Genomic DNA, 22,323 nt, shown 5'->3' with positions numbered 1-22,323 from the left:
CCACCACCTTCGAGGAGACAATCCGTGACCCTGACCCTGCTTCCCGCTGTCGACGTCGCCGACGGCCAGGCCGTCCGCCTGGTCCAGGGCGCGGCCGGTAGCGAAACCTCCTACGGTGATCCGCTGGAGGCGGCGCTCGCCTGGCAGCGTGACGGGGCGGAGTGGATCCACCTGGTCGACCTCGACGCCGCCTTCGGTCGGGGCAGCAACGCCCATCTGCTCGCCGAGGTGGTCCGGCAGATCGACGTAGCGGTGGAGTTGTCCGGCGGGATCCGCGACGACGAGTCGCTCGCCGCCGCGCTGGGCACCGGCGCGGCCCGGGTCAACATCGGCACCGCCGCGTTGGAGGACCCGGTCTGGTGCGACCGGATCGTCGCCGAGTTCGGCGACCGGGTGGCGATCGGCCTGGACGTGCGTGGCCGTACGCTGGCCGCTCGAGGCTGGACCCGTGACGGTGGTGACCTGTTCGAGATCCTCGAACGGCTGGACAAGGCCGGGGCCGCGCGGTACGTCGTCACCGACATCACCAAGGACGGCACCATGCGGGGACCGAACCTGGACCTGCTCCGGGAGGTGTGCTCGCGGACCGACGCGCCGGTGATCGCCTCCGGCGGTGTGTCCACCCTGGATGATTTGCGGGCGCTCGCCACTTTGGAATCGGCCGGGGTGGAGGGAGTGATCGCAGGCAAGGCGTTGTACGCCGGCGCGTTCAGCGTCGCGCAGGCGCTCGCCGCGCTGCGCGACGCCGGCCGATCGGAGGCCTCGGCGTGACCGTCGCGGTCCGGGTGATCCCCTGCCTCGACGTGGACGCGGGCCGGGTGGTCAAGGGGGTCAACTTCGTCGACCTGCGTGACGCCGGGGACCCGGTCGAGTTGGCCGCAGCCTACGACGCGGCCGGCGCGGACGAGTTGACCTTCCTCGACGTCACCGCCTCCTCCGACGCCCGCGGCACCATGCTGGACGTGGTCCGTCGGACCGCCGAGTCGGTCTTCATCCCGCTCACCGTCGGCGGCGGGGTGCGGTCGGTGGAGAACGTGGACACGCTGCTGCGCGCCGGAGCGGACAAGGTCGGGGTGAACACCGCGGCGATCGCCCGACCCGATCTGATCGCCGAGATCGCCGACCGGTTTGGCCGGCAGGTGCTGGTGCTGTCCCTGGACGTGCGCCGCGCCGGGCCGCAGACGGTGGCCAGCGGTGACACGCCCAGCGGTTTCGAGGTGACCACGCACGGCGGTCGGCGGGGGACCGCGATCGACGCGGTGGCCTGGGCACGGCGCGGCGCCGAACTGGGCGCCGGGGAGATCCTGCTCAACTCGATGGACGCCGACGGAACCAAGGCGGGCTTCGACGTCGAACTCATCGCCGCGGTACGGGCGGTGGTCGACATCCCGGTGATCGCCAGTGGCGGGGCCGGTGCCACCGCGCACTTCCCGCCGGCGGTGGCCGCCGGGGCCGACGCGGTCCTCGCCGCGAGTGTGTTCCACTTCGGCGAGCTGACCATCGGCGCGGTCAAACGGGAGCTGCGCGACGCCGGCCACCCGGTGCGCTGACCGCCATAGCCGGCCCTGTCGACCCGCCCGAGGTCAGGCCCGGCCCTGCCGGGCGGCGGCGGAGTTCTCCACCGGACGCCGGGGCGCCGGCGGTAGGAAACGCCCGGTGTATTCGAGCATCGCGGCGGCGTGGTCCTGGTCGTCCAGCTGCCAGTCGGCCTCGGCGGTGGTGTACCGCTGGTCGAGCACCCCGTGCACACTGTCCACGGTGGTGGTCAGACCGCTGCGTGGCCGGTCCCGCCACAGCCGTTCACCGGCCTCGGTCACCTGGAACCAGCCGTCGCTGACCGAGACCAGCCCGGCACCGAGTAGCCGGCGTACCCCGGTCTCGATCTCTTCCCGGGTGGGGATCGCCTGGTTGAGGTGTTCGGCGGTGGTGAGCACGTCGACCAGGCGTACCCCTTCGGGCCGGCGGCTCAGCGGAGACCTGCGGTGCCGACCCACCTTGCCCGCGATGACCGTCGAGACGAAGATCCACGCGTCCGACCAAGCCCACCCCTCGTCCATCATCTGCCCATGATGCCGCGCCGGGCGCGCGGGCGGAACTCCTGTGCTTGGCTGTGGACATGCTTTTGCCGCGTCCCACCCGGCTGATCCGTGCGGCCGGGCATTTCACCCTCGAGGCGACGACCGGTGTGTGCGCGCCGGCCGGCGTCGCCGACCTGCTGCGCGAACTGCTCACCCCGGCGACCGGGCTGCCGCTGGCGGCAGCGGGGGCGCCCGGCGATGGCGTGATCAGTCTGCTGGTGCGCGACGATCCCGCGCTCGGTGCCGAGGGCTACCGGCTGCGGGTCGACCCGTCCGGGGTCCGGGCGGTGGCCGCCGCCGAGGCCGGGCTGCGCTGGGCGGTGCAGACGCTGCGTCAGTTGCTGCCCGACCAGGTGTACGCGGCCGGTCCGGTCACCGGGGTGCCGTGGCGGCTGCCGACGGTGGAGATCGTCGACGTGCCGGCGTACCCGTGGCGGGGATCGCTGCTCGACGTGGCCCGCTGGTGCCACCCGCTGCCGCTGCTCTACCGCTATGTCGATGTGCTGGCCATGCACAAGCTCAACACTCTGCACCTGCATCTGACCGACGACCAGGGTTGGCGGTTCGAGGTGCGGCGGTACCCCCGGTTGACCGAGGTGGGCGGGTTCCGGGCGGCGTCGCCGGCCGGTCATCTTCGGGACGGCCGCAGCGACTGGGTGCCGCACGGCGGCTGGTACCGGCAGGCAGAGCTGCGTGACCTGGTGGCCTACGCGGCCCGGCGCGGTGTGCGGATCATGCCGGAGATCGACCTGCCCGGGCACGCTCAGGCGGCGATCGCGGCCTATCCCGAGTTCGGCAACGATCCGACCCGCCGGTTGGCCGTCGGGACGACCTGGGGGATCTCCACCCACGTACTCAACCTGGAACCGGCCACCCTGGCCGCCGTGCACCACATCCTCGACGAGGTGGTCGAGGTCTTTCCGTTCGAGTACGTGCACGTCGGCGGGGACGAGGTGCCGACCGCCGAGTGGGCGGCGAACCCGGCGGCCGTCGCCCGGGCCACCGAGCTCGGCCTGCCCCGGGTGGCCGACCTGCAGGGCTGGTGGACCGGGCGGCTGGCCGAGCATCTGGCCGGTCACGGTCGGCGGACCGCGGTCTGGGACGAACTGCTCGACCGGGGAGTTCCGGGCGGGTCCACCGTCTTCGCGTGGCGGGGCATCGACCGGATCGACCTGGCCCGGTCCGCCGGTCTTCCGGTGGTTGCCGCGCCGTACAGCCACACGTACTTCGACTGGGCCGAGTCCGACGATCCGGCCGAGCCGTTGGCCATCGCCGGGGTGCTGCCGCTGCGCACGGTGTACGGGTTCCAGCCCGGCGACGTGCTCGGGGTGCAGGGGCAGCTGTGGAGCGAGTACCTGCCCACCGAGCAGCGGGTGTGGTGGCGGGCCTTCCCCCGGCTGGCCGCGTTGGCGGAGGTGGGTTGGTCCGGACCGGTGCCGACCGACGACACCGGCGCGGTGCCGCCCGGGGTGTGGGCGGAGTTCCGTAGTCGGCTGACCGGGCAGCTGCGCCGGCTGGACCGGGTCGGCGTCAGCTACCGTCCGCCGGACGACTGACCGCCGGGACCGGCTCGGGCGCGGTCGCGCCGGTGGGTACGGTGCACAGCGGCAGGAAGAACTGCACCAGCGGTCCGATGCCGACCGCGTAGAGCACGGTGCCCAGCCCGCCGGTGCCGCCCAGCAGCCAGCCGCACGCCAGCACGGTCAGCTCGATCACGGTGCGGACGAGCCGGACCGAGCTGCGCGGGTGCCGGGCGACCCAGCCGGTCATCAGCCCGTCCCGGGGGCCGGGGCCCATCCGCGCCCCGATGTACAAGGCGGTGGCCAGGCCGTTGAGCACGATCCCGGTGACCAGGAACGCGCCCCGGACCGGCAGCTGCGTCGGTGCGGGCAGCAGTGCGAGACCGGCGTCCACCGCGACGCCGATCACCACCACGTTGCTGACCGTGCCGAGGCCGGGCCGCTGCCGCAGTGGTATCCACAGCAGCAGCACGGCTCCGCCGACGAACACCGTGACGGTCCCGAAGCTCAACCCGGTCAGCTGGGTCAACCCCTGGTGGAAGACGTCCCACGGGTTCAGCCCGAGATCCGACTCGATCATCAGCGCCATGCTGACGCCGTACAGGGCGAGGCCGGCGTAGAGCTGTCCGAGCCGTCGGGGCAGTCGCCGACCCGGGTGGCGGCCGGGGCGGCCGCCGGGATGGTGACCGGGGTTGGGGTCCGGTCTGCGGCGGAGTCCACCGCCGTTGCCAATCTTGGTCATGCATGCCACATTGAAGGCCAATCGGCGATCGCGATACGACCAATTGGAGGCAACTGGCTATGGCAGTGATCGTGCGGGGCAGCCAATTGGCCCGGCTGCTCGGCCAGTGGCATGCCCTGCCCGGCCGGCGGCGCAACCCGGACTACGCCGCGTTGGCCGGGGCGGTCCGCGGCCTGCTCGCCGACGGGCGGCTGCCGCTCGGCGTACGGCTGCCGGCCGAGCGGGAACTGGCCGAGGCGCTGCGGATCAGCCGGACCACCGTCACCGCCGCGTACCGCAGTCTGCGGGAGACCGGCCACCTGACCAGCCGCCGGGGGGCCGGCAGCTGGACCACGCTGCCCACCGGACACCAGGTGGCCAGCTCCGGGCTGTGGACCGCGGAGACCGCCCCCGACATGATCGACCTGGGGTACGCGGCGCTGGCCGCCCCACCCGAGCTGGTGCCGGCGGCCCGCGCCGCCGCCGAAGACCTGCCCCGCTACCTTCAGCATGCCGGCTACTACCCGACCGGGCTGGCCGAGCTGCGGGCCTCGGTCGCCCAGGGCTACACCCGGCGTGGTCTGCCCACCAGCGCGGAGCAGATCATGGTGACCAGCGGCACCCAGCACGCCCTCGACCTGGTGCTACGGCTGCTGCTGCCAGCTGGCGCACCGGTGCTGGTCGAGTCGCCTACCTACCCGAACGCGCTCGCCGCGCTCGCCGCCCGTCGGGCCCGGATCGCCACCCACGGACTGGCGACCACCGCCGGCGGCGGTTGGGACGCCGACCTGCTGCTCGGCGCGATCCGACAGGACGGGCCCCGGCTGGCCTACCTGATCCCCGAGTTCCAGAATCCGACCGGTCACCTGATGTCGGCCGAGCTGCGGGAACGGGTGGTCGCGGCGGCCCACGCCAGCGGCACCGACCTGGTGGTCGACGAGTCGTTCGTGGACCTGCCGCTGGACGGCACCCCGGTGCCACCGCCGACCGCGGTCTTCGATCGGCACTCCCGGGTGATCTCCATCGGGGGGATGAGTAAGCCCTACTGGGGTGGGCTGCGGATCGGCTGGGTACGGGCCTCGGCGCCGTTGGTACAGCGGCTCGCCGCCCTGCGGGTCGGGGTGGACATGGCCGGTCCGGTGCTCGACCAGCTGGTCGGGGTCCACCTGCTGGCCGCGGCGGACACCATCGTGCCGGCCCGGTTGGCGCAGCTCACCGCCCAGCGGGACGCGCTGCTCACCGAGCTGGCCAACGTGTTGCCCGAGTGGCGGGTCAGCGTGCCGCATGGCGGGGTGACCCTCTGGGCGGAGCTGGACGGCCCGATCTCCAGCGCGCTCGCCCGAGCGGCCGAGGAGTCCGGGGTACGGCTGGCCCCCGGCCCCAGGTTCGGCATCGACGGCACCCTGGAGCGGTTCCTGCGGTTGCCGTTCACCCTGCCGGTGCCGGTGCTGACCGACGCGGTACGGCGGATCGCCGCCGTGCGCTACGACCTTGACCGCACCAGCCGCCGTCAGTGGCGGGAGCCCGCCATGATCGCCTGACGGCGGCTGGTGCCCGACCCCACGGTCAGATCTCGGCGAGCTGACCGGCGTACATCCGGTCGATCTCGGCGGCGAAATTGTTCTCCACGATCCGGCGTTTGATTTTGAGCGACGGCGTCATCTCGCCGTCCTCGATGGTCAGGTCCCGACTGAGGATAGCGAACTTCTTGATTGTCTCCCACCGGTTGAGCTTGCCGTTGAGTTCGGCGACGTAGCCCGCCACCAGAGTGTGCACCTCGGGCGAGGCGACGATCTCGGCGTACGGCCGGCCAGCCAGCGGCCCGTCGGCTGCCCAGCCGGTGATGGCGTCCGGGTCCAGGGTGACCAGCATGGTGCAGTAGTTGCGGGCCTGGCCGATCACCACCGCCTGCGAGGTGTACGGGCAGACCGCCTTGAACAGGCCCTCGATGTGCGACGGTGCCACGTACTTGCCGCCGGACGTCTTGACCAGGTCCTTCTTGCGGTCGGTGATGGTCAGGAAGCCCTCGTCGTCGAGATTGCCGATGTCGCCGGTGCGGAAGAATCCGTCGGCGGTGAACGCCTCGGCGGTCTCCGCCGGCAGGTTGTGGTAGCCACGCATCACCGGTGCGCCGCGCAGCAGCACCTCGCCGTCCTCGTCGATGCGGCACTCCAGGTCGCCCAGCGCCTGCCCGACGGTGCCGATCTTGATCTGGACCGGCCGGTTGACGAAGTTGGCCGCGCTCGCCTCGGTCAGCCCGTAGCCCTCGCAGATCGGCAGGTTGGCGGCGGCGAAGAACTCGGCGATGTCCGGGCTCAGCGGCGCCGAACCGGAGACCAGCGCGTTGATGTGCCCGCCGAGGCGGGCCTGGAGCTTGCTGAAGACCAGTTTCTCGGCGATCGCGTACTTGAGCTTCAGCCCACCCGGCACCGGCCGGCCGGCCTGTTGCAGGGCCACCCGCTGGCGACCGACGCGGACCGCCCAGTCGAAGATCCGGGCCTTGGCGCCGCCGGCCTCCTGCGCTGTGGCGACCGCCTTGTTGTAGACCTTCTCGAAGATCCGCGGGGCGGCGCACATCAGCGTCGGCCGGACCACCGACAGCATGTCGACCAGCTTGTCCACCCGGCCGTCGACATAGGTCGGCAGCCCGACGTGGATGATGCTGCACAGCAGGGTCTTGCCGAACGAGTGTGACAGCGGCAGCCAGAGGTACTGCAGGTCGTCGGGGTTCATGATGCCCAGCTGGGACTGGGCGACGGCCTCCCAGCACCAGCCCCGGTGCAGCAGCTCGACGCCTTTGGGCCGGCCCGTGGTGCCGGAGGTGTAGATCAGGGTGGCCAGGTGCTCCGGCTCGATGGTGGTGGCGATCCGTTCGACCAGGCCGGGTTCCTCGGCGAGTGCTTGGGTGCCGCGTTCCTCCAGCTCGGCCAGGGTGAGCTGGGGGACCGTCGCGGCGGGGTCGGCTGCTCCGTCGATGAGCACCACGTGGGTCAGCGCCGGCAGGTCCGCGTCGGCCATCTTGTCGGCTTGGGCACGGTTCTCGGCGATCAGAATTTTCGAGCCGGAGTCGCCGACGATGAACGCCGCGTCGGCCGGCTCAGTGGTGGGGTAGACCGTGGTCGTCGCGCCGGCGGCGCACATGATGCCGAGATCGGCCAGCACCCATTCGATCCGGGTGTTGGCCAGGATGGCCACCCGGTCCTCGTTGCCGACGCCCAGTGCGTACAGGCCGGCGGCGATCGCCCTGGTCCGGCCGGCGACCTCGGCCCAGGTCATCCAGGTCAGGCCGGAGTCGCCGGGGGCGGGTCCGGCGATCGCGTTCCGGTCCGGCGTGGCAGCCACCCGCTGCAGAAACATGTCGGGAATCGACCGGTATGGGACGTCGAGAGCCATCGGGTCCGTCGCCTCCGCATATGTGATAGTGAGCGCTGTCACGTAAATTCTGTGTTACCGAACAGTAGTGCCAGGCTCGGTTTTCGGCTAGCCCCAAGCCACGCCCAGCGCGGCAAACCCGGCCAAGCCTCGCGGTGTCGTTCCTCGTCAAGGGCTGGTTCGCTCGTGCCCGGCGGTGTCCGGCCTCGGGGTCGGTGGCCGGCGCCCGGCGCCGGCCACCGGAAACCATGCGTCGGCGGTATGGGGATATCGATATATAAACCTGCCAACGCTCACGCATAGGATTTCATCAATCGATATCCCGCTCGCCCGCCCGCGACCGAGACGGCCACAAGCCGACGCGGGTGTCCGCATCCAGGAAGGAACAGGGATGACCGTTCTCCGTACCACTGGCCGCCGGCTACTGCTGGCCGGCTGCGCCGCCGCCGTCGCCACCGCGCTCGTCGGCAACCCGGCGGCCGCCGCTCCGGCCGGGGAGATCAAGCTCGCCGGCGGGGCCACCGCGGTCGCGGGCAGCTACATCGTGGTGTTCACCGACGCCGCCGTCGCAGCCCGGGGTGACGCAGCCCGCGCGGCCGCCGTCGCGGACCGGGCCGGCAGCCTCGCCGCACAGTACGGCGGTGCCGTCAACCGTGTCTTCGGCGCCGCGGTCAACGGCTTCGAGGCGCGGCTGTCGGCGTCGGCCGCCCGCCGGCTCGCCGCGCACTCGTCCGTGGCGTACGTGGAGCAGAACCACACCGTGTCGCTCGCCGCCACCCAGACGAACCCGCCGTCCTGGGGTCTGGACCGGATCGACCAGCGCAACCGGCCGCTGAACAACGCCTACACCTACCCCACGACGGCCAGCAACGTCACCGCGTACATCATCGACACCGGCATCCGCACCACGCACAACGACTTCGGTGGGCGGGCCCGCGCCGGCTACGACGCGTTCGGCGGCACGTCGGCGGACTGCAACGGGCACGGCACCCACGTCGCCGGTACGGTCGGCGGCAGCGCGTACGGGGTGGCCAAGGGTGTCCGGCTGGTCGCCGTGCGGGTGCTGAACTGCTCCGGCGGTGGCACCGTCGCCGGGGTCGTCGCCGGGGTCAACTGGGTCACCGCCAACGCGGTCAAGCCGGCGGTGGCGAACATGAGCCTCGGCGGTGGGGCCAGCAGCACGCTGGACAGCGCGGTGGCGAACTCGATCTCCTCCGGTGTCAGCTACGCGGTGGCGGCCGGCAACTCGAACGCCAACGCCTGCAACTACTCGCCGGCCCGGGTCTCCAGCGCGATCACCGTCGGCGCGACTACCAGCAGCGACGCCCGTGCGTCGTACTCCAACTACGGCCGCTGCCTGGACATCTTCGCGCCGGGCTCGTCGATCACCGCACCGTGGTACAACAGCAACACCGCCACCCGGACCATCAGCGGCACCTCGATGGCCGCTCCGCACGTGGCGGGTGCCGCCGCTCTGGTGCTCAGCCGGTTCCCCTCCTACAGCCCCTCCCAGGTGACCAGCTACCTGGTCAGCAACGCCACCACCGGCGTGGTGTCCGGTGCGGGCTCCGGCTCGCCGAACCGCCTGCTCTACGTGGTCAACTGATCCGGTGATCCGCTGACCGACCCGACAGCTCGAGCAGCGCGCGGCCCCTGGGCACCCCAGCGCCCGGGGGCCGCACCCTGCGGCATCTCGCCCACACTCCGACGGCGCTTAGGGTAGCCGGATGCATGCTGTCAGTGATATGACTCAAGAAATATAGGAAGTCGTCAATAGGCTCCGCCCTACGATCGGTCCGATCGGCATCGTCGATCGTTCATCTGTCCGCAGTAGATCGACTACTGCGGACAAAAGACCGAAGGAAGGACGGAGATGACACCCATGCGCACGCACGTCCGGCGCGCCCTGGTGCTGGTCGTGGCGGCAGCCGTCGCCACCATGACGGTCACCCCGCCGGCCACGGCCGCCCCCACCGGCGAGATCCGCCAGGCGGGTGGTGCCACCGCGGTGGCGGGCAGCTACATCGTCGCGTTGAAGGCCGGCGCGGTGAGCGGCTCCCGCTCCATGCGGACCGCCCGGATCGCGACCCGCGCCGCCGAACTCGCCGGGACCTACGGCGGCGTGGTCAACCGACTGTACGAGACCGCCTTCACCGGCTTCGAGATCAAGCTCTCCGAGGCCGCCGCCCGTCGCCTGGCGGCGCACTCGTCCGTGGCGTACGTGGAGCAGAACCACACCGTCTCGCTGGCCGGCACCCAGGTCAACCCGCCGTCCTGGGGCCTGGACCGGATCGACCAGCGTTACCTGCCGCTGGACCGCTCCTACACCTACCCGAACACCGGTTCGACGGTCACCGCGTACATCATCGACACCGGCATCCGGTTCGACCACACCGACCTGTCCCCCCGGGCCGTGCCCGGCTACGACGCGTTCGGCGGCACCGCGGCGGACTGCAACGGGCACGGCACCCATGTCGCCGGTACGGTCGGCGGCACCAGGTTCGGCGTCGCCAAGAAGGTCCGGCTGGTCGCCGTGCGGGTGCTCAACTGCAGCGGCAGCGGCACCGTCGCCGGAGTCCTCGCCGGCGTCAACTGGGTCACCACCAACGCTGCAGGCCGGCCGGCGGTCGCGAACATGAGCCTCGGTGGCGGTGCCAGCGCAACGCTGGACAGCGCGGTAACCGCCTCGATCTCCTCCGGAGTCAGCTACGCGGTGGCGGCCGGCAACTCGAACGCCGACGCCTGCAACTTCTCGCCGGCCCGGGTCCCGACCGCACTGACCGTCGGGGCCACCGACCGCAACGACAACCGGGCCTCCTACTCCAACTGGGGACGCTGCCTGGACCTGTTCGCGCCCGGATCGCAGATCACCTCGGCCTGGCACACCAGCCCGACCGCGACCAACACGATCAGCGGCACCTCGATGGCCGCGCCGCACGTGGCCGGCGCGGCCGCCATGGTGCTGCAGGCGTACCCGAACTACACCCCGGCGCAGGTGTCCGCGTTCATCCTGCGGATCGCCACGCCGAACGTGGTGGTCAACCCTGGGCCCGGCTCGCCGAACTTGCTGCTCTACGTCCTGTTCCGCAACGTCATCACCCCGGTACCGACGCTGACCGTCAGGCCGACTGTGATCCCGACCGTGATTCCGACCCTCACCCCGCGCCCGACCCTCACCCCGCGCCCGACCCTCACCCCGCGCCCGACGTTGACCGCGGTGCCGACGCTGACCCAGCGTCCGCCGCTGCTGCCCGCACCGATTGGCTGATCACGTCCGGCCGCCGGGACGGACATCACCCCGTCCCGGCGCCCGGCACGTTCGGGCCGCCGCGGCTGAGCGGTCCCGGCGGTCGTGGCCGTCGCCGTCCCAGCGGTCATCGTCCTGATCGTGAAGGTTCCGCTCGGCGCCGTCGGTCGTCGCGCCGGTCAGCGTGACGGCGAATGCGGTGCCGTCCGGGTGTGTGCGAAGGCGTTGCCCAGCACCGCGTCGACTGCGGCGGCCAGGTCCTCGGCGTCGATTCCCACCGGCGGACCGTCCGGCAAGTCGAGCCGCACCACCCGGACGGTGTCCTCGGGCAGCTCCGACCGCCGGAGGACGACGTCGAGGTGAGCTTCGTGGGGCCGGCGGGGGAGCACGAGGTCGACGCCGTGTGCGCCGGTGACCAGCCGGAGATCGGCTGGGAGCTGGACGGCTGAATCCCGTCCACACCGGCGGTGCGACGCCCGGTCACTGGTACCGGCTGGAGATCACCGACCAGTCGTAGGTGCCACGGATCCAGTTTCGTCGCGTCGCGACCAGGCGGTGCACCGGCGGCGGCGCGTCGGTCAGCACCTCGGCCTGCAGCCGGAGGAACAGCGCGAGACCGTCGTTGAACCATTCGGCGGCGGTGGCCAGGGCCGCCGCCGGACCGTAGCCGGTCTCGTGGGCGATCACGGTGGCCAGGTTGTGGGGATCCTGGCCATGTTCCTTGCCGTACGAGAACAGGTCGTTGCACCAGCAGACCAGATCCGCCGCCACAGTGTTCAGTCTGGCGAGCGTCGGGTCAACCCGGTGACGGGAATGCGGCAGTCCGCTTTCTGCGAGGTCGGTGAGCGCGAAACTGGGCAGTACCGCGCCGGCGTGCCGGCGCATCTGGATGTACTCGGCGACCGCCGGCACCCGGCCCTGCTGGCGGTTGCCGGCCTCCCAGAGCAGCGCGAAGAGGTACTGGTGCAGCGAAGCGGTGAACCGCAGCAGGATCCCGGGCCGGCCCAGCCGGCGGACCCGGTGGCACAGATCCGCGAGGGTCAGCGCCAGTGGCGACCGGTCGCCCAGGTCGGTCGGTGGCGTGGCACCGGGTCCGTCGAGTGTCCGCATCAGCGGGCTGATCACCGGCGCGACCCGGCCCGGGTCGGTGCCGAGCCCGTCCTCGTCGCAGCGGTCGTCGAGCGCGAACAGCCAGGTGAACAGGTCGCTGAGCAGTTGCACGCGGACGACGTCGGCGTCGGGCGCGACCCGGGCGGCCAACTCGGCGGCGTTGGCGCGGCGCAGCCGGGCGGCACGCTGCGGATCAGCCGTCAGCCCGTGCCGGTCCGCCCAGCCCGCCGACGCCCTGGCGAGCGTCGACCGGTACGGGTTGACGCGGGGCCGGAACGGTGGGGCGACCACGGACGTCGGGGCGAACGCGCGCATACGGCCTCCAGCCGGCCGCCAAGGGGAGGGATGGCGTACCGGTATGATCATCATCGCGGTCCGGCCCGGCCACGACGAGGATCGCCGCTAGAAGCCGAAGCGGGCGTTACGCAATCGTTCTTCGACCGCAGCGGCGCAGTCGAGCTGGACCCGGGCCACCCGCTGTCGGCCGGTCAGGAAGAGCACCAGCTCCCCGGGCGGGGCGCTGAGCGACACCCGGTCCCCGCCGGTCCCGGTCGCCACGTCCCCGTAGCCGTCGGCGACGACGGTGACCGTGCCGGGGAACCGGCGCAGCCGCAGCCTGGTCAGCGCCGAGACGCGTTTCCACAGCGCGGCCTGCTCGCCGGGCGGCAGGTCCCGGGGGTGCCAGTCCGGCTGGGCCCGTCGGACGTCCTCATGATGGATGAAGAACTCCATCAGGTTGACCACTTCGTCGGTGATCCGGTTGCTCACCGGGCTCCACGCCGGTGGCTGCCGGACCATCCGGACCAGGTCGGGGAAGGGGCGGGCGGCGAGTTCGAGCCGGACCCGTTCACTGTAGCCGCGCAGCACCGGCAACCAGATGCCCGCTGCCGCGTCGGGCCGCTGCTCCCGGACGACCAGGTGCGCGGCGAGGTCCCGGGTGGTCCACCCGTCGTTCACCGTCGGGGCATCCGGACCAACGGCAAGGAACAGGTCGGCCAGGGCATGACGTTCCATTTGTGCGAACCGCGCCATGAACCGATCGTAGGCGGGCGACGGACGGCGCGCCGAGCGAGTCGACGTCGTGGTACCGGGTCGGGTGCCGGGACCGGGGGCGTGCTGTGGCGGTGGCCACAGTCGTCGTACCCCGCTGGCATCGTGGGTCGGTAAGGACGAGATTTGATGACCAGGACTTACAGTCGGGGGTAGCGTGGCCAATCGAACAAGCCGTGACGTCCTGCTCCGCGGCCTGTGGGTGCTCGGCCAGGGCATCCGCGAGCAGCCGGGGCTGTTCACCGTCGGCGTCAGCGGCAGCGTCGTGTTCGGGCTGCTCACCATCGCCAGCGCGTACGTGGTCGGGGCGATCGTGGGCGAGGTGGTGGTTCCGTCGATCGAGTCCGGGCGGGTGGAGACCGGCCTGCTCGGAGCCGGCGCGGCGGCCCTGCTGGCGGTGAGCGTGGTCAAGGTGGTGGGCATCTTCGGCCGGCGGCTCGGCGCCGGCTTCATGCAGTACCGTCTGCAGGCCAGCTACCGCCGCCGGGTCACCCGCCGCTACCTCGACCTGCCAATGTCCTGGCACCAGCGGCACCCCACCGGCACCCTGCTGTCGAACGCGAACTCCGACGTCGAGGCGACCTGGTTCCCGGTCGCCCCGCTACCGTTCGCCGTCGGCACGGTGGTGATGCTGGTCACGGCGATCGCCGCGCTGTTCGCCACCGACTGGGTGCTCGCACTGGTCGGGCTTGCGGTGTTCCCGGCGCTGTTCGCCCTCAACGTGGTCTACTCGCGCCGGATGGCCCCCCGGCAGGTCCGGGCACAGCAGCTGCGGGCCGAGGTCAGCGGGATCGCGCACGAGAGCTTCGACGGTGCCCTGGTGGTCAAGACCATGGGGCGGGAGGCCCAGGAGACCGCCCGGTTCGCCGGCCGGGCGGCCGAGCTGCGCGACGCGCTGATCTCCGTGGGCCGGCTGCGCGGGTTGTTCGACCCGCTGCTGGAGACCCTGCCCAGCCTTGGCACCCTCGCCGTGCTGCTGGTCGGTGCCGCCCGGCTGCGGCAGGGCGCGGTCAGCGTGGCCGACCTGGTCAGCGTCGCGTTCCTGTTCACCGTGCTGGCCTTCCCGGTCCGGGCGATCGGCTGGGTGCTGGCCGAGCTGCCCCGCAGCGTCGCCGGATGGGACCGGGTGCGGCACGTGCTCACGGCCACCGGCGAGATGCCGTACGGCGACACCGAACTGCCCGCCGCCGGCACCCCGGCGAGCCTGGTCTTCGACCGGGTCTGGTTCAGCTACCGGCCCCCGGTCGGCGAGCCCGCCGCGCCGGCCCCGGCCGACCAGTCCGTCGACCCGACTGCGGTCACCGCGCCCGGCACCGACGGCGCGCTGCCGCCGGTGCTGCGTGACGTGTCGTTCACCGTGCCCGCCGGGCGAACCGTGGCCCTGGTCGGGCCAACCGGAGCCGGCAAGTCGACCATCGCCGCGTTGGCCGCCCGGCTGGTCGATCCGACCGGCGGCCGGGTCGTGCTGGACGGCGTCGAACTGCCCCGGCTGACCGCCGGCTCGCTGGCCCGCACGGTCTCCCTGGTCGCCCAGGTGCCGTTCGCCTTCGACGACACGGTCCGGGCGAACGTCACTCTCGACCGGCCCGGGCTGACCGACGAGGTGGCCTGGTCGGCGCTGCGGCTGGCCGAGGCGGACGGGTTCGTAGCGGCGCTCGACGACGGGCTGGACACCGTCGTCGGTGAGCGCGGCACCACGCTTTCCGGCGGCCAGCGGCAGCGGCTCACCCTGGCCCGCGCGTTGGCCGGGCAGCCCCGGCTGCTGGTGCTCGACGACGCGACCAGCGCCGTCGACCCCCGGGTGGAGGCGGCGATCCTGGCCGCACTGCGCAGCTCCGAGTTCGCGACGTCGATTCTGATCGTCGCGTACCGGCGGGCAACCATCGCCCTCGCCGACGAGGTGGTCTACCTCGACCAGGGCCGGGTAGTGGACCACGGCACGCATCAGCAGCTGCTGGCCCGCTGTCCCGGCTACAACGACCTGGTGACCGCGTACGAGCAGGCGGAAGCGGAGCGGGAGCGGACCCGGACCGGCACCGACGGCGATCCCGGTGGCGGTCCGGCGCGGGCGGCGGAGGTGGTCGCGTGAGCGCGCCCACCGTCGACCGCGCCGGCGGCGAGCGTCGAGGCGACCCCGTCGACCCGTCGGGCGGGCCGGCCGCCAACCCACTGGCGGGCAGATCCGAGTCGACCTGGCAGACGATGCGCCGCGGGCTGGCGCTCTCCCCGGAGCTGCGGACCGGGCTGGCCGGCACCCTGCTGCTGGCGCTGGTGTCGATGATCGGCCGGGCCGCCATCCCGGTCGCGGTCCAGCAGGCGATCGACAACGGCCTGCGGGCGCCGGGCGGCCCCGATCTCGAAGTGGTGGGCACGATCGTCGCGGCCACCGCCGCCGTGCTGGTCGTGACGACCGTCTGCGGCTACTTCATGGTGCGCCGGCTGTTCACGGTCAGCGAGACCGCTCTCGCCGCCGTGCGGACCCGTGCGTTCCGTCACGTGCACGACCTGTCCATGCTGCACCAGCAGTCCGAGCGGCGCGGTTCGCTGGTCAGCCGGGTCACCAGCGACGTCGACCAGATCACCCAGTTCCTGCAGTGGGGCGGGGTCATCCTGCTGATCAGCATGGGTCAGGTGGTGGTGACCGCGGTCGTGATGGCGGTCTACTCGTGGCAGCTGACCCTGGTGGTCCTCGCCGCGTTCGTCCCCGCGCTGCTGATCATCCGGGCGTTCCAGCGTCGGCTCGCGGCCGCGTACGGCGTGGTTCGTCAGCGCACCGGCGCGCTGCTCGCCGCGGTCGCGGAGAGCGTGGTCGGCGCGGCGGTGATCCGGGCGTACGGCGTGTCCCGACGCACCGCCGGTCGGCTGGACGAGGCGATCGAAGGGCAGCGCCGCGCCCAGCAGCGCGCGCTGCGGACCAGCGTGGTCAGCTTCTCCACCGGGGAGATCGCCGCCGGTCTGGCGTTGGCCGGGGTGGTGGTGGTCGGCGTCCGGATGGGGGTGGACGGCGGGCTGACCGTCGGCCAGCTCACCGCGTTCCTGTTCCTGGTGACCCTGTTCATCCAGCCGGTCCAGATCGCCACCGAGGTGCTCAACGAGGCGCAGAACGCGATCGCCGGCTGGCGGCGGGTGCTCGACGTGCTGGACGTCGCCCCGGATGTGGCCGACCCGGGCGACGACGGGGTGCAGCTGCCGGGCGGGCCGCTGGACGTGCGGTTCGAGCAGGTTTGCTTTGCCTACCCGGGCGGGCCGCAGGTGCTCTCCGAGGTGACCCTGGAGATCCCGGCAAAGACCCGGGTGGCGGTGGTCGGCGAGACCGGCAGCGGCAAGACGACTTTCGCGAAGCTGCTCACCCGGCTGATGGACCCGGTGTCCGGGCAGGTGAAGCTCTCCGGTGTACCGCTCGACCGGGTCCGGTTCGAGTCGCTACGGTCCCGGGTGGTGATGGTTCCGCAGGACGGTTTCCTGTTCGACGCGACGGTCGCCGAGAATGTCCGGTTCGCCCGCCCGGAGCTCACCGACGGGCAGTTGTCCGCCGCCTTCGTGGAGCTGGGGCTGGCCGACTGGGTGACCGGCCTGCCGGACGGGGTGCACACCCCGGTCGGTGAGCGCGGCGAGGCGCTCAGCGTCGGTGAGCGGCAACTGGTGGCGCTGGTCCGGGCCTACGTGGCGGATCCAGATCTGCTGGTGCTCGACGAGGCGACCAGCGCGGTGGACCCGGCGACCGAGGTGCGGCTGCAGCGGACCCTGGAGGCGGTGACCAGGGGCCGGACCACGGTGGCGATCGCGCACCGACTGTCCACCGCCCAGGCCGCCGACGAGGTGATCGTCGTGGACCGTGGCCGGGTGGTGCAGCGCGGCCCGCACGAGGAACTGCTCGCCGATCCGGAGTCGGTCTACGGTCGGCTCTTCGCCTCCTGGCTGGAGCAGACCCGGTGACCGCCGGCTCCGCGCCGTACCCGCCGGGGCAGGTCACCGGGTCCGGCGGGAGCGGCGGCCGGGGTCAGCGGGAATAGAACTCGACGACCAGCTGCTCGTCGCAGATGATCGGCACCTCGCGGCGGGCGGGCTCGCGGACCAGGGTCGCGGTCAGTTCGGCGAGGCTGACCGACAGGTACGGCGCACCCGGTCCCTCGCCGACGTGCGCCCCGGCGGCAGCGATCTGGAACGGCGGTTTGGTCCGGCTGCGTTCCCGGACCTGGACCAGCTGACCCGGGCGCAGCCGGTACGACGGCCGGTCCACCTTGTGACCGTCCACGGTGAAGTGGCCGTGGGCGACGAGCTGTCGTGCCTGGTAGATGGTGCGAGCCAGGCCGGCCCGGTGCACGATCGCGTCGAGGCGTCGCTCCAACAACGTGACCAGGGCCTCGCCGGTCTTGCCGGTGCCGCGGACCGCGTCGTCGAAGGCGCGCCGCAGTTGGGTCTCGCTGACGTTGTACTGGTGCCGCAGGCGCTGCTTCTCCAGCAGCCGTACCTGGTAGTCGGAGGGCTTGCGGCGGGCGCGACCGTGCACGCCGGGCGGGTACGGGCGCCGCTCGAAGTACCGGGTGCACTTGCGGGTCAGCGGGATGCCGAGGGCGCGGGAGATTCGCGCCTTGGGTCGTGGGTGGTTCACGTGGACGTCTCCGGGTTCAGTAGGTTAGCCTGCCCTCACTAAGGTGAGCCTAACTGATCTCGGAGGTCCGTGTCATGCAGCCCAGTCCCGCGGAGATCGCCCGGACGATGGCATTCGGCCGGCTGCCCGGCATGGCGCACGTCGCCTGCCGCCCCGGACCGCACGCCGTACGGCACGCGACCGACCCGATGGGGCGGATCCTGCTGCTCGCCGCCGGGTCCGACCTACTCGACGGCGCGCTGCGACCCGTCCCCGGGACCGACGACACCGCCGTGGTGCTGGAGGTGGCCGACGTACCGCCGGTGGCCGGTTCGCCGACGCACGGCCGGGTCTGGGTGTCCGGCTGGGTCGGCCCGCTCGACGGTGCCCCTGCCCGGATGGCCGCGCTGGACTTCGCCGACGTGCACGCCTGCCCCGACCTGCTCGACGTCGGCCGGGGTGCCACCATCTTCCGGATGGAGGTGGCCGAGGTCCGGCTGGAACGCTGCGGCGTCACCATCGACGTCGACCCGGACGTGTACGCCGCCGCCGAGCCCGACCCGATCGGCGCCATCGAGTCGGAGCTGCTCGTCGACCTCGCCGACCACCACCGAGCCGAGATGACCGCGTTCATCCGCCGGCAGTTGCGCGACGCCGGTCACCGGTCGCTGGCCGGGGATCCGCAGGTCGTCCGGATGGACCGGTACGGGTTCGTGGTCGCGCTCGGCCCGCACGGGCCGCGCGCCCGGTTGGCCTTCCCGGCCCCGGTACGTGACCGCGCCGAACTCGCCCGCCTGCTGCACCCGGTGCTCTGCCGGCGCTGCACTCCACCGGCCGCCGCCTGACGCGGGCGGCGCGGGCTCAGCCCGACGTCGTCTCGGCCGCCCCGGCCGCTGTCGTCAGCGGCCCCGTCAGGTAGCGCTGGATCGTCGGACCGACCGCTGCGGCGACCTCGTCGGCCGCCATGGTGGACAGCGGTGCCAACCGCAGGATATACCGAACCACCAGCAGGCCGGCCATCTGCGAGGCCACCAGGGCGGACCGGACCGGCAGCTCCGCCTGGTCCAGGTCGAGTTGACCGAGCACCCGTCGGATGATCTGGGTGGTGACGAACTCGCGCATCAGCCGGGCGGTCCAGTCGTTGGTCAACGCCGACCGCAGCAGCGCCAGGGCAGCCACTCCGGCCGGCGAGTCCCAGACCCCCAGCACCAGTCGGACCAGCCGTTCGCCGACCTGCTCGGGCCCGCCCGCCAGCGCCTGCGGCAGCAGCTCGCCCGGATCCACCGGCGCGTCCATCGCGGCCAGGAACAGGTTGTCCTTGGTGCCGAAGTAGTGGTGCACCAGCGCCGGGTCCACGCCGGCCGCCGCCGCGATGGCGCGCACCGACGCCTGGTCGAAGCCACGTTCGCCGAAGACCTGCCGGGCGGCGGCCAGGATCGCCTCGCGGGTGTCCGGGTTGCCCGGTCGCCGGCCGGTGCGTCGTGCCATCAGTACCGCTTCCTGTCGCGTCTGGTTCAGCCGCTGCGGCGGCGCAGCGTCGCGGCGGCGAGCACCAGCGCGGCCACCACCGCCCCGGCGACCACGGTCAGGTCACGCCAGAGCGTCGCGGTCGGCTCCGGATGCGCCCCGACCTCGGTCAACGCCGACACGGCGTAGGACAGCGGCAGGACGTTGCTGACCGCCTCCAGCCAGCCGGCCATCTCGTCGCGGGCGACGAACAGGCCGCAGAGCAGCAGCTGTGGGATCACCACCACCGGCATGAACTGTACGGCCTGGAACTCGGTGCGGGCGAAGGCGCTGCATAGTAGGCCGAGCGCCACGCCGAGCAGGGCGTTGAGCACCGCTATCGCGATCACCAGCGCCGGGCTGCCGGCGGTGGACAGGTCGAACAGCCAGTACGCCACAGCACTGGCCACGGTGGCCTGCACCGCCGCCGCGAGCCCGAACGCGAGGCCGTAGCCGAACAGTAGGTCCAGCTTGCCCAGCGGGGTGGTGAGCAGTCGTTCCAGGGTGCCGCTGGTGCGTTCGCGCAGCATCGCGATGCTGGTCACCAGAAACATGATCACGAATGGGAAGACGCCGAGCATGACCAGGGCGACCCGGTCGAACAGCATCGGCTGCCCGCCGGTTGCCGGCTGGTCGCCGTACATGTAGTGAAGCAGGGTCAGCAGCAGCGCCGGTACGACGACCAGCAGCGCGACGGTACGCCGGTCGTGGCGCAGCTGGCGCAGCACGCGGCCGACGGTGGCGGCCAGGATCCTCGGGTTCACCGGTCTGCTCCTCGGCTCGGGTCGGTTGGCTGCCGGTCGCGGATCAGCCGCAGGAACGCTTCGTCCAGGTCGTCGGTGCCGGCGGCGGCGCGCACCGCCGCAGGTGTGTCGTCGGCGATCAGCCGCCCGTCGCGGATCAGCAGCAGCCGGTCGCACCGGCCGGCCTCGTCCATCACGTGGCTGGAGACCAGCAGGGTGGTGCCGGCGGCGGCGAGAGCGTGGAACCGGGCCCACAGCTCGGCCCGCAGCACCGGGTCCTGGCCGACGGTCGGCTCGTCGAGCACGACCAGTTCGGGGCGGCCGACCAGTGCGCAGGCCAGCGAGGCGCGGCTGCGCTGTCCGCCGGACAGGTCGGCGACCAGCTGCCCGGCGGCGGCCGCCAGGCCGACGTCCGCCACGGCCCGGTCGGCGTCGGCCGCCGGCAGGCCGTACAGCGCGGCGAAGTACCGGGCGTTCTCCCGGACGGTGAGGTCCGCGTAGACGCTGGGCGCCTGGGTCAGATACCCGACGGTACGCCGCAGCTGTGGCGCCCCGGCCGGCTGGCCGAACACCCGGACCTGTCCGGACCGGACGGTCTGCACGCCGACGACCGCCCGCATCAAGGTGCTCTTACCGCTGCCGCTCGGGCCGAGCAGACCGGTGACGCTGCCGCTGCCCACGGTGCACGAGATGCCGTGCAGCACGCGGCGCCGGCCGCGGTCGACCACGAGGTCGGTGACCTCGACGACAGGGTCCATGGCTGCCTCCGGACAACTCATCAGTTGTAGAACTCAACGATAGATGAATTATCTCGGCAGGTCGACCCGGGCGGGCGGGACGGAACGGGCCGCCCCGCCCGCAGCGGTCAGATCGCCAGCAGCCGGTCCAGGAACTCCCGGTACTGCCGCAACGCCATCCGCATCGACTCGGTGTCCGGCGTCTCGCTGTGCCGGTGCGGGTCAAGTTCGACCTGCTCGGCCAGCAGCCGCTCGGCCAGCGTACGGACGGTGTGCCCGACCAGTGACTGAGCCTGCGCCAGGGCGACCTCCGGTTCGTCGACGAACCGGGCCTTGATCTCGTGCCACTCGTCGCGCAGTTCGTCGGCGGCGTCCTCGGTCCAGATGGTGATCGGTGGCAGCGTTACGTCGCCCGGTCTCGCCGGCCGGGCTACTGCCGGCTGGTCGTCGTGTCCGGCCGCCGGCCCGGTCGTCTCCTCCATCGTGGTCAGCATGGCAGCCCGCTCCTCGTCGTCCTCGTCGTCCTTCGGATCTTCGCCGAAGTCCTCGTCGTCCTCATCGTCGTCGAACTGGTCGTCGTCGGCGGCGGCGTAGAACAGGTCACCGGCGTCGCCGTGCGCGGTGACGGTCTCCTCGTCCTCGGCCGGGTCGTCGTCCGTCTCGGCTGTCGGTCCCGACCGCTCGTCGTCATCCGGGTCCGCCTCGTCCGTCGGCCGGTCCGCCTCGTCCGTCCCATCCGGCTCGACCGTCTGGTTCGCTGGAACATCGGTGTCGGCCGGCTCGTCGGTCCCGCCGGCCGGGCCGGCTGTCGGATCCCCATCGCCGTTCCCGTCCTGGTCGTCGGCTGCGGGGTCCTGCTCGACCGGCCCGGAATCCTCCCCGGCCGGTTCGGCGTCGGTCTCCGCCCGTTGCCCGTCCGCCCGTTGCCCGTCCGCCTGGCCGTCGTCCGCCTGGCCGGCTGCCGGTGTCGGGGGGACACCCTGGGCCGGCGTCGTTGCGGCAGCCGGCGCGTCCCGGTCGTCGTCAGCGGAGTCACCGGCCGGTTCGCCGGTCACCTCGCCGTCGCCGCCGAGCAGTTGTGTGGCGATCGGCGGCAACGGGCTTGGGCCGTTGCGGTGGGCCGGCTTCGGCACGATCATCGGGATCTCCGTCGTCGCCTCGTTGATCGGATTGTCGTCGAGGGCGGGTCGGGGCGTCGGTACGGGAGTGCCGTGCACGGGACCCGGACCTGTGCCGGTCTCGTCCGGCTTCACCGGCCCGGTGTGCGCAGGGGTGGGGGTGGGCTGCATTGCTGATCCTCCGTCCGCTTCGGCGGGGCGACCCGGTCCCGGGGTGACCGGAGCCGTCCGCACGGGCGTGGTGCTGGGTGGTGCGCCGACTCGCTGCGTCGGCCACGGCCGACAGGCCCGGCGGACACACATCGCCGGCTCAGGCGTGGAACCTGAGCGGAAAGGTGCGATCGGCGGGCACCGGGATTCGGTCCGCCGAGCAGTGGGCGTGCCCGCAGACCTGGACCGTGGCGGCGCACCGCCAAGGTACTCCTGATGCCGCACCGGCACAGCCCCCGAACCGTCGATTCCGGCCGACCGCTGTCGGGCTCACGACACCGCATGCCGGACGCCGCGCCACGGCGGTCCGGGCGTACGGA

Annotated in this window: 20 protein-coding genes; 9 read left to right on the top strand and 11 right to left on the bottom strand. The window is 72.3% G+C overall.

The window, feature by feature from the left end; all coding sequences use genetic code 11:
* Positions 1 to 24 precede the first annotated feature (24 nt).
* On the top strand, positions 25 to 771 hold the full coding sequence (gene priA / locus ACFHWU_RS00750) for a bifunctional 1-(5-phosphoribosyl)-5-((5-phosphoribosylamino)methylideneamino)imidazole-4-carboxamide isomerase/phosphoribosylanthranilate isomerase PriA (RefSeq protein ID WP_416551757.1): 747 nt from the start codon (positions 25 to 27) through the stop codon (positions 769 to 771).
* Complete coding sequence (hisF, locus tag ACFHWU_RS00745) at positions 768 to 1,550, top strand: imidazole glycerol phosphate synthase subunit HisF (protein WP_416551758.1); 783 nt, start codon at positions 768 to 770, stop codon at positions 1,548 to 1,550. Before priA ends, hisF begins: the two co-directional genes overlap by 4 nt.
* A 33-nt stretch (positions 1,551 to 1,583) precedes the next feature.
* Here hisF and ACFHWU_RS00740 read toward each other — a convergent pair whose 3' ends face one another.
* Positions 1,584 to 2,060, bottom strand: coding sequence for a hypothetical protein (locus tag ACFHWU_RS00740; protein ID WP_416589582.1), 477 nt, complete (start codon positions 2,058 to 2,060; stop codon positions 1,584 to 1,586).
* A 56-nt stretch (positions 2,061 to 2,116) separates the two neighbouring features.
* On the opposite strand from ACFHWU_RS00740, the gene ACFHWU_RS00735 reads away from it, so the two are divergent.
* Positions 2,117 to 3,634: a beta-N-acetylhexosaminidase gene (locus ACFHWU_RS00735; RefSeq protein ID WP_416589581.1), complete on the top strand. Its 1,518-nt coding sequence runs from the start codon at positions 2,117 to 2,119 to the stop codon at positions 3,632 to 3,634.
* On the opposite strand, the gene ACFHWU_RS00730 is transcribed toward ACFHWU_RS00735, so the two are convergent.
* The gene (locus tag ACFHWU_RS00730; RefSeq protein WP_416567978.1) at positions 3,609 to 4,340 is read right to left on the bottom strand and encodes a YczE/YyaS/YitT family protein; all 732 of its coding nucleotides are present in this window, start codon (positions 4,338 to 4,340) and stop codon (positions 3,609 to 3,611) included. The genes ACFHWU_RS00735 and ACFHWU_RS00730 overlap by 26 nt on opposite strands.
* 59 nt (positions 4,341 to 4,399) lie before the next feature.
* On the opposite strand from ACFHWU_RS00730, the gene ACFHWU_RS00725 reads away from it, so the two are divergent.
* Positions 4,400 to 5,860, top strand: coding sequence for a PLP-dependent aminotransferase family protein (locus ACFHWU_RS00725; protein ID WP_416567977.1), 1,461 nt, complete (start codon positions 4,400 to 4,402; stop codon positions 5,858 to 5,860).
* 25 nt (positions 5,861 to 5,885) lie between these two features.
* Here ACFHWU_RS00725 and ACFHWU_RS00720 read toward each other — a convergent pair whose 3' ends face one another.
* Complete coding sequence (locus tag ACFHWU_RS00720) at positions 5,886 to 7,712, bottom strand: AMP-dependent synthetase/ligase (RefSeq protein WP_416568010.1); 1,827 nt, start codon at positions 7,710 to 7,712, stop codon at positions 5,886 to 5,888.
* A 370-nt stretch (positions 7,713 to 8,082) separates the two neighbouring features.
* Between ACFHWU_RS00720 and ACFHWU_RS00715 the strand changes: the two genes are divergently transcribed.
* Together ACFHWU_RS00715 and ACFHWU_RS00710 are read left to right on the top strand one after the other, a co-directional pair.
* On the top strand, positions 8,083 to 9,297 hold the full coding sequence (locus ACFHWU_RS00715) for a S8 family peptidase (protein ID WP_416567976.1): 1,215 nt from the start codon (positions 8,083 to 8,085) through the stop codon (positions 9,295 to 9,297).
* Positions 9,298 to 9,564: 267 nt separating this feature from the next.
* A complete protein-coding gene (locus tag ACFHWU_RS00710) occupies positions 9,565 to 10,959 on the top strand; it encodes a S8 family peptidase (protein WP_416589580.1) in 1,395 nt (464 codons plus the stop codon).
* A gap of 158 nt (positions 10,960 to 11,117) precedes the next feature.
* Here the strand turns inward: ACFHWU_RS00710 and ACFHWU_RS00705 are convergent, their stop codons facing one another.
* The 3 genes from ACFHWU_RS00705 to ACFHWU_RS00695 all read right to left on the bottom strand — a co-directional run bounded on the left by ACFHWU_RS00705 (position 11,118) and on the right by ACFHWU_RS00695 (position 13,080).
* Positions 11,118 to 11,246 (bottom strand): hypothetical protein, encoded by a 129-nt coding sequence (locus tag ACFHWU_RS00705; protein ID WP_416589579.1) that lies wholly within the window; start codon positions 11,244 to 11,246, stop codon positions 11,118 to 11,120.
* 172 nt (positions 11,247 to 11,418) lie between these two features.
* Positions 11,419 to 12,363, bottom strand: a complete 945-nt coding sequence (locus tag ACFHWU_RS00700; protein WP_416551765.1) for a terpene synthase family protein — start codon at positions 12,361 to 12,363, stop codon at positions 11,419 to 11,421.
* An 87-nt stretch (positions 12,364 to 12,450) separates the two neighbouring features.
* Positions 12,451 to 13,080, bottom strand: a complete 630-nt coding sequence (locus ACFHWU_RS00695; RefSeq protein WP_416589578.1) for a TIGR03085 family metal-binding protein — start codon at positions 13,078 to 13,080, stop codon at positions 12,451 to 12,453.
* 175 nt (positions 13,081 to 13,255) lie between these two features.
* Here ACFHWU_RS00695 and ACFHWU_RS00690 point away from each other — a divergent pair, with 175 nt between their 5' ends.
* Both ACFHWU_RS00690 and ACFHWU_RS00685 read left to right on the top strand, forming a co-directional pair.
* Positions 13,256 to 15,187, top strand: coding sequence for an ABC transporter ATP-binding protein (locus tag ACFHWU_RS00690; RefSeq protein WP_416589577.1), 1,932 nt, complete (start codon positions 13,256 to 13,258; stop codon positions 15,185 to 15,187).
* Between the two features lie 113 nt (positions 15,188 to 15,300).
* Positions 15,301 to 17,034: an ABC transporter ATP-binding protein gene (locus tag ACFHWU_RS00685; RefSeq protein ID WP_278174553.1), complete on the top strand. Its 1,734-nt coding sequence runs from the start codon at positions 15,301 to 15,303 to the stop codon at positions 17,032 to 17,034.
* Positions 17,035 to 17,098: 64 nt separating this feature from the next.
* Here ACFHWU_RS00685 and rpsD read toward each other — a convergent pair whose 3' ends face one another.
* Positions 17,099 to 17,710 (bottom strand): 30S ribosomal protein S4, encoded by a 612-nt coding sequence (rpsD, locus tag ACFHWU_RS00680; RefSeq protein ID WP_416551768.1) that lies wholly within the window; start codon positions 17,708 to 17,710, stop codon positions 17,099 to 17,101.
* A 74-nt stretch (positions 17,711 to 17,784) separates the two neighbouring features.
* Here rpsD and ACFHWU_RS00675 point away from each other — a divergent pair, with 74 nt between their 5' ends.
* Positions 17,785 to 18,534, top strand: a complete 750-nt coding sequence (locus ACFHWU_RS00675) for a DUF2470 domain-containing protein (protein ID WP_416589576.1) — start codon at positions 17,785 to 17,787, stop codon at positions 18,532 to 18,534.
* A 16-nt stretch (positions 18,535 to 18,550) separates the two neighbouring features.
* On the opposite strand, the gene ACFHWU_RS00670 is transcribed toward ACFHWU_RS00675, so the two are convergent.
* The 4 genes from ACFHWU_RS00670 to ACFHWU_RS00655 form a co-directional block, all read right to left on the bottom strand.
* Entirely contained in the window at positions 18,551 to 19,177 is a 627-nt protein-coding gene (locus ACFHWU_RS00670; protein ID WP_416551770.1) for a TetR family transcriptional regulator, read from the bottom strand.
* Between the two features lie 26 nt (positions 19,178 to 19,203).
* On the bottom strand, positions 19,204 to 19,959 hold the full coding sequence (locus ACFHWU_RS00665) for an ABC transporter permease (RefSeq protein WP_416551771.1): 756 nt from the start codon (positions 19,957 to 19,959) through the stop codon (positions 19,204 to 19,206).
* Positions 19,956 to 20,696, bottom strand: coding sequence for an ABC transporter ATP-binding protein (locus ACFHWU_RS00660; protein WP_416551772.1), 741 nt, complete (start codon positions 20,694 to 20,696; stop codon positions 19,956 to 19,958). The genes ACFHWU_RS00665 and ACFHWU_RS00660 overlap by 4 nt, the downstream gene beginning before the upstream one ends.
* A 107-nt stretch (positions 20,697 to 20,803) precedes the next feature.
* Entirely contained in the window at positions 20,804 to 21,964 is a 1,161-nt protein-coding gene (locus ACFHWU_RS00655) for a hypothetical protein (protein ID WP_416589575.1), read from the bottom strand.
* Between the last annotated feature and the right edge of the window lie 359 nt (positions 21,965 to 22,323).

It is taken from the genome of Micromonospora sp. LOL_015 (genome assembly GCF_048060275.1).
Lineage (GTDB): Bacteria > Actinomycetota > Actinomycetes > Mycobacteriales > Micromonosporaceae > Micromonospora_E.
This window is presented reverse-complemented; position numbering and strand designations above follow the sequence as displayed.

What these genes read in the sequence shown, in the direction of transcription:
- ACFHWU_RS00740 (WP_416589582.1), bottom strand. Translation starts at nt 2,060, where the DNA reads ATGATGGACGAGGGGTGGGCTTGGTCGGACGCGTGGATCTTCGTCTCG.
- ACFHWU_RS00735 (WP_416589581.1), top strand. Translation starts at nt 2,117, where the DNA reads ATGCTTTTGCCGCGTCCCACCCGGCTGATCCGTGCGGCCGGGCATTTC.
- ACFHWU_RS00730 (WP_416567978.1), bottom strand. Translation starts at nt 4,340, where the DNA reads ATGACCAAGATTGGCAACGGCGGTGGACTCCGCCGCAGACCGGACCCC.
- ACFHWU_RS00725 (WP_416567977.1), top strand. Translation starts at nt 4,400, where the DNA reads ATGGCAGTGATCGTGCGGGGCAGCCAATTGGCCCGGCTGCTCGGCCAG.
- ACFHWU_RS00720 (WP_416568010.1), bottom strand. Translation starts at nt 7,712, where the DNA reads ATGGCTCTCGACGTCCCATACCGGTCGATTCCCGACATGTTTCTGCAG.
- ACFHWU_RS00715 (WP_416567976.1), top strand. Translation starts at nt 8,083, where the DNA reads ATGACCGTTCTCCGTACCACTGGCCGCCGGCTACTGCTGGCCGGCTGC.
- ACFHWU_RS00710 (WP_416589580.1), top strand. Translation starts at nt 9,565, where the DNA reads ATGACACCCATGCGCACGCACGTCCGGCGCGCCCTGGTGCTGGTCGTG.
- ACFHWU_RS00700 (WP_416551765.1), bottom strand. Translation starts at nt 12,363, where the DNA reads ATGCGCGCGTTCGCCCCGACGTCCGTGGTCGCCCCACCGTTCCGGCCC.
- ACFHWU_RS00695 (WP_416589578.1), bottom strand. Translation starts at nt 13,080, where the DNA reads ATGGCGCGGTTCGCACAAATGGAACGTCATGCCCTGGCCGACCTGTTC.
- ACFHWU_RS00685 (WP_278174553.1), top strand. Translation starts at nt 15,301, where the DNA reads ATGCGCCGCGGGCTGGCGCTCTCCCCGGAGCTGCGGACCGGGCTGGCC.
- ACFHWU_RS00675 (WP_416589576.1), top strand. Translation starts at nt 17,785, where the DNA reads ATGCAGCCCAGTCCCGCGGAGATCGCCCGGACGATGGCATTCGGCCGG.
- ACFHWU_RS00670 (WP_416551770.1), bottom strand. Translation starts at nt 19,177, where the DNA reads ATGGCACGACGCACCGGCCGGCGACCGGGCAACCCGGACACCCGCGAG.
- ACFHWU_RS00660 (WP_416551772.1), bottom strand. Translation starts at nt 20,696, where the DNA reads ATGGACCCTGTCGTCGAGGTCACCGACCTCGTGGTCGACCGCGGCCGG.
- ACFHWU_RS00655 (WP_416589575.1), bottom strand. Translation starts at nt 21,964, where the DNA reads ATGCAGCCCACCCCCACCCCTGCGCACACCGGGCCGGTGAAGCCGGAC.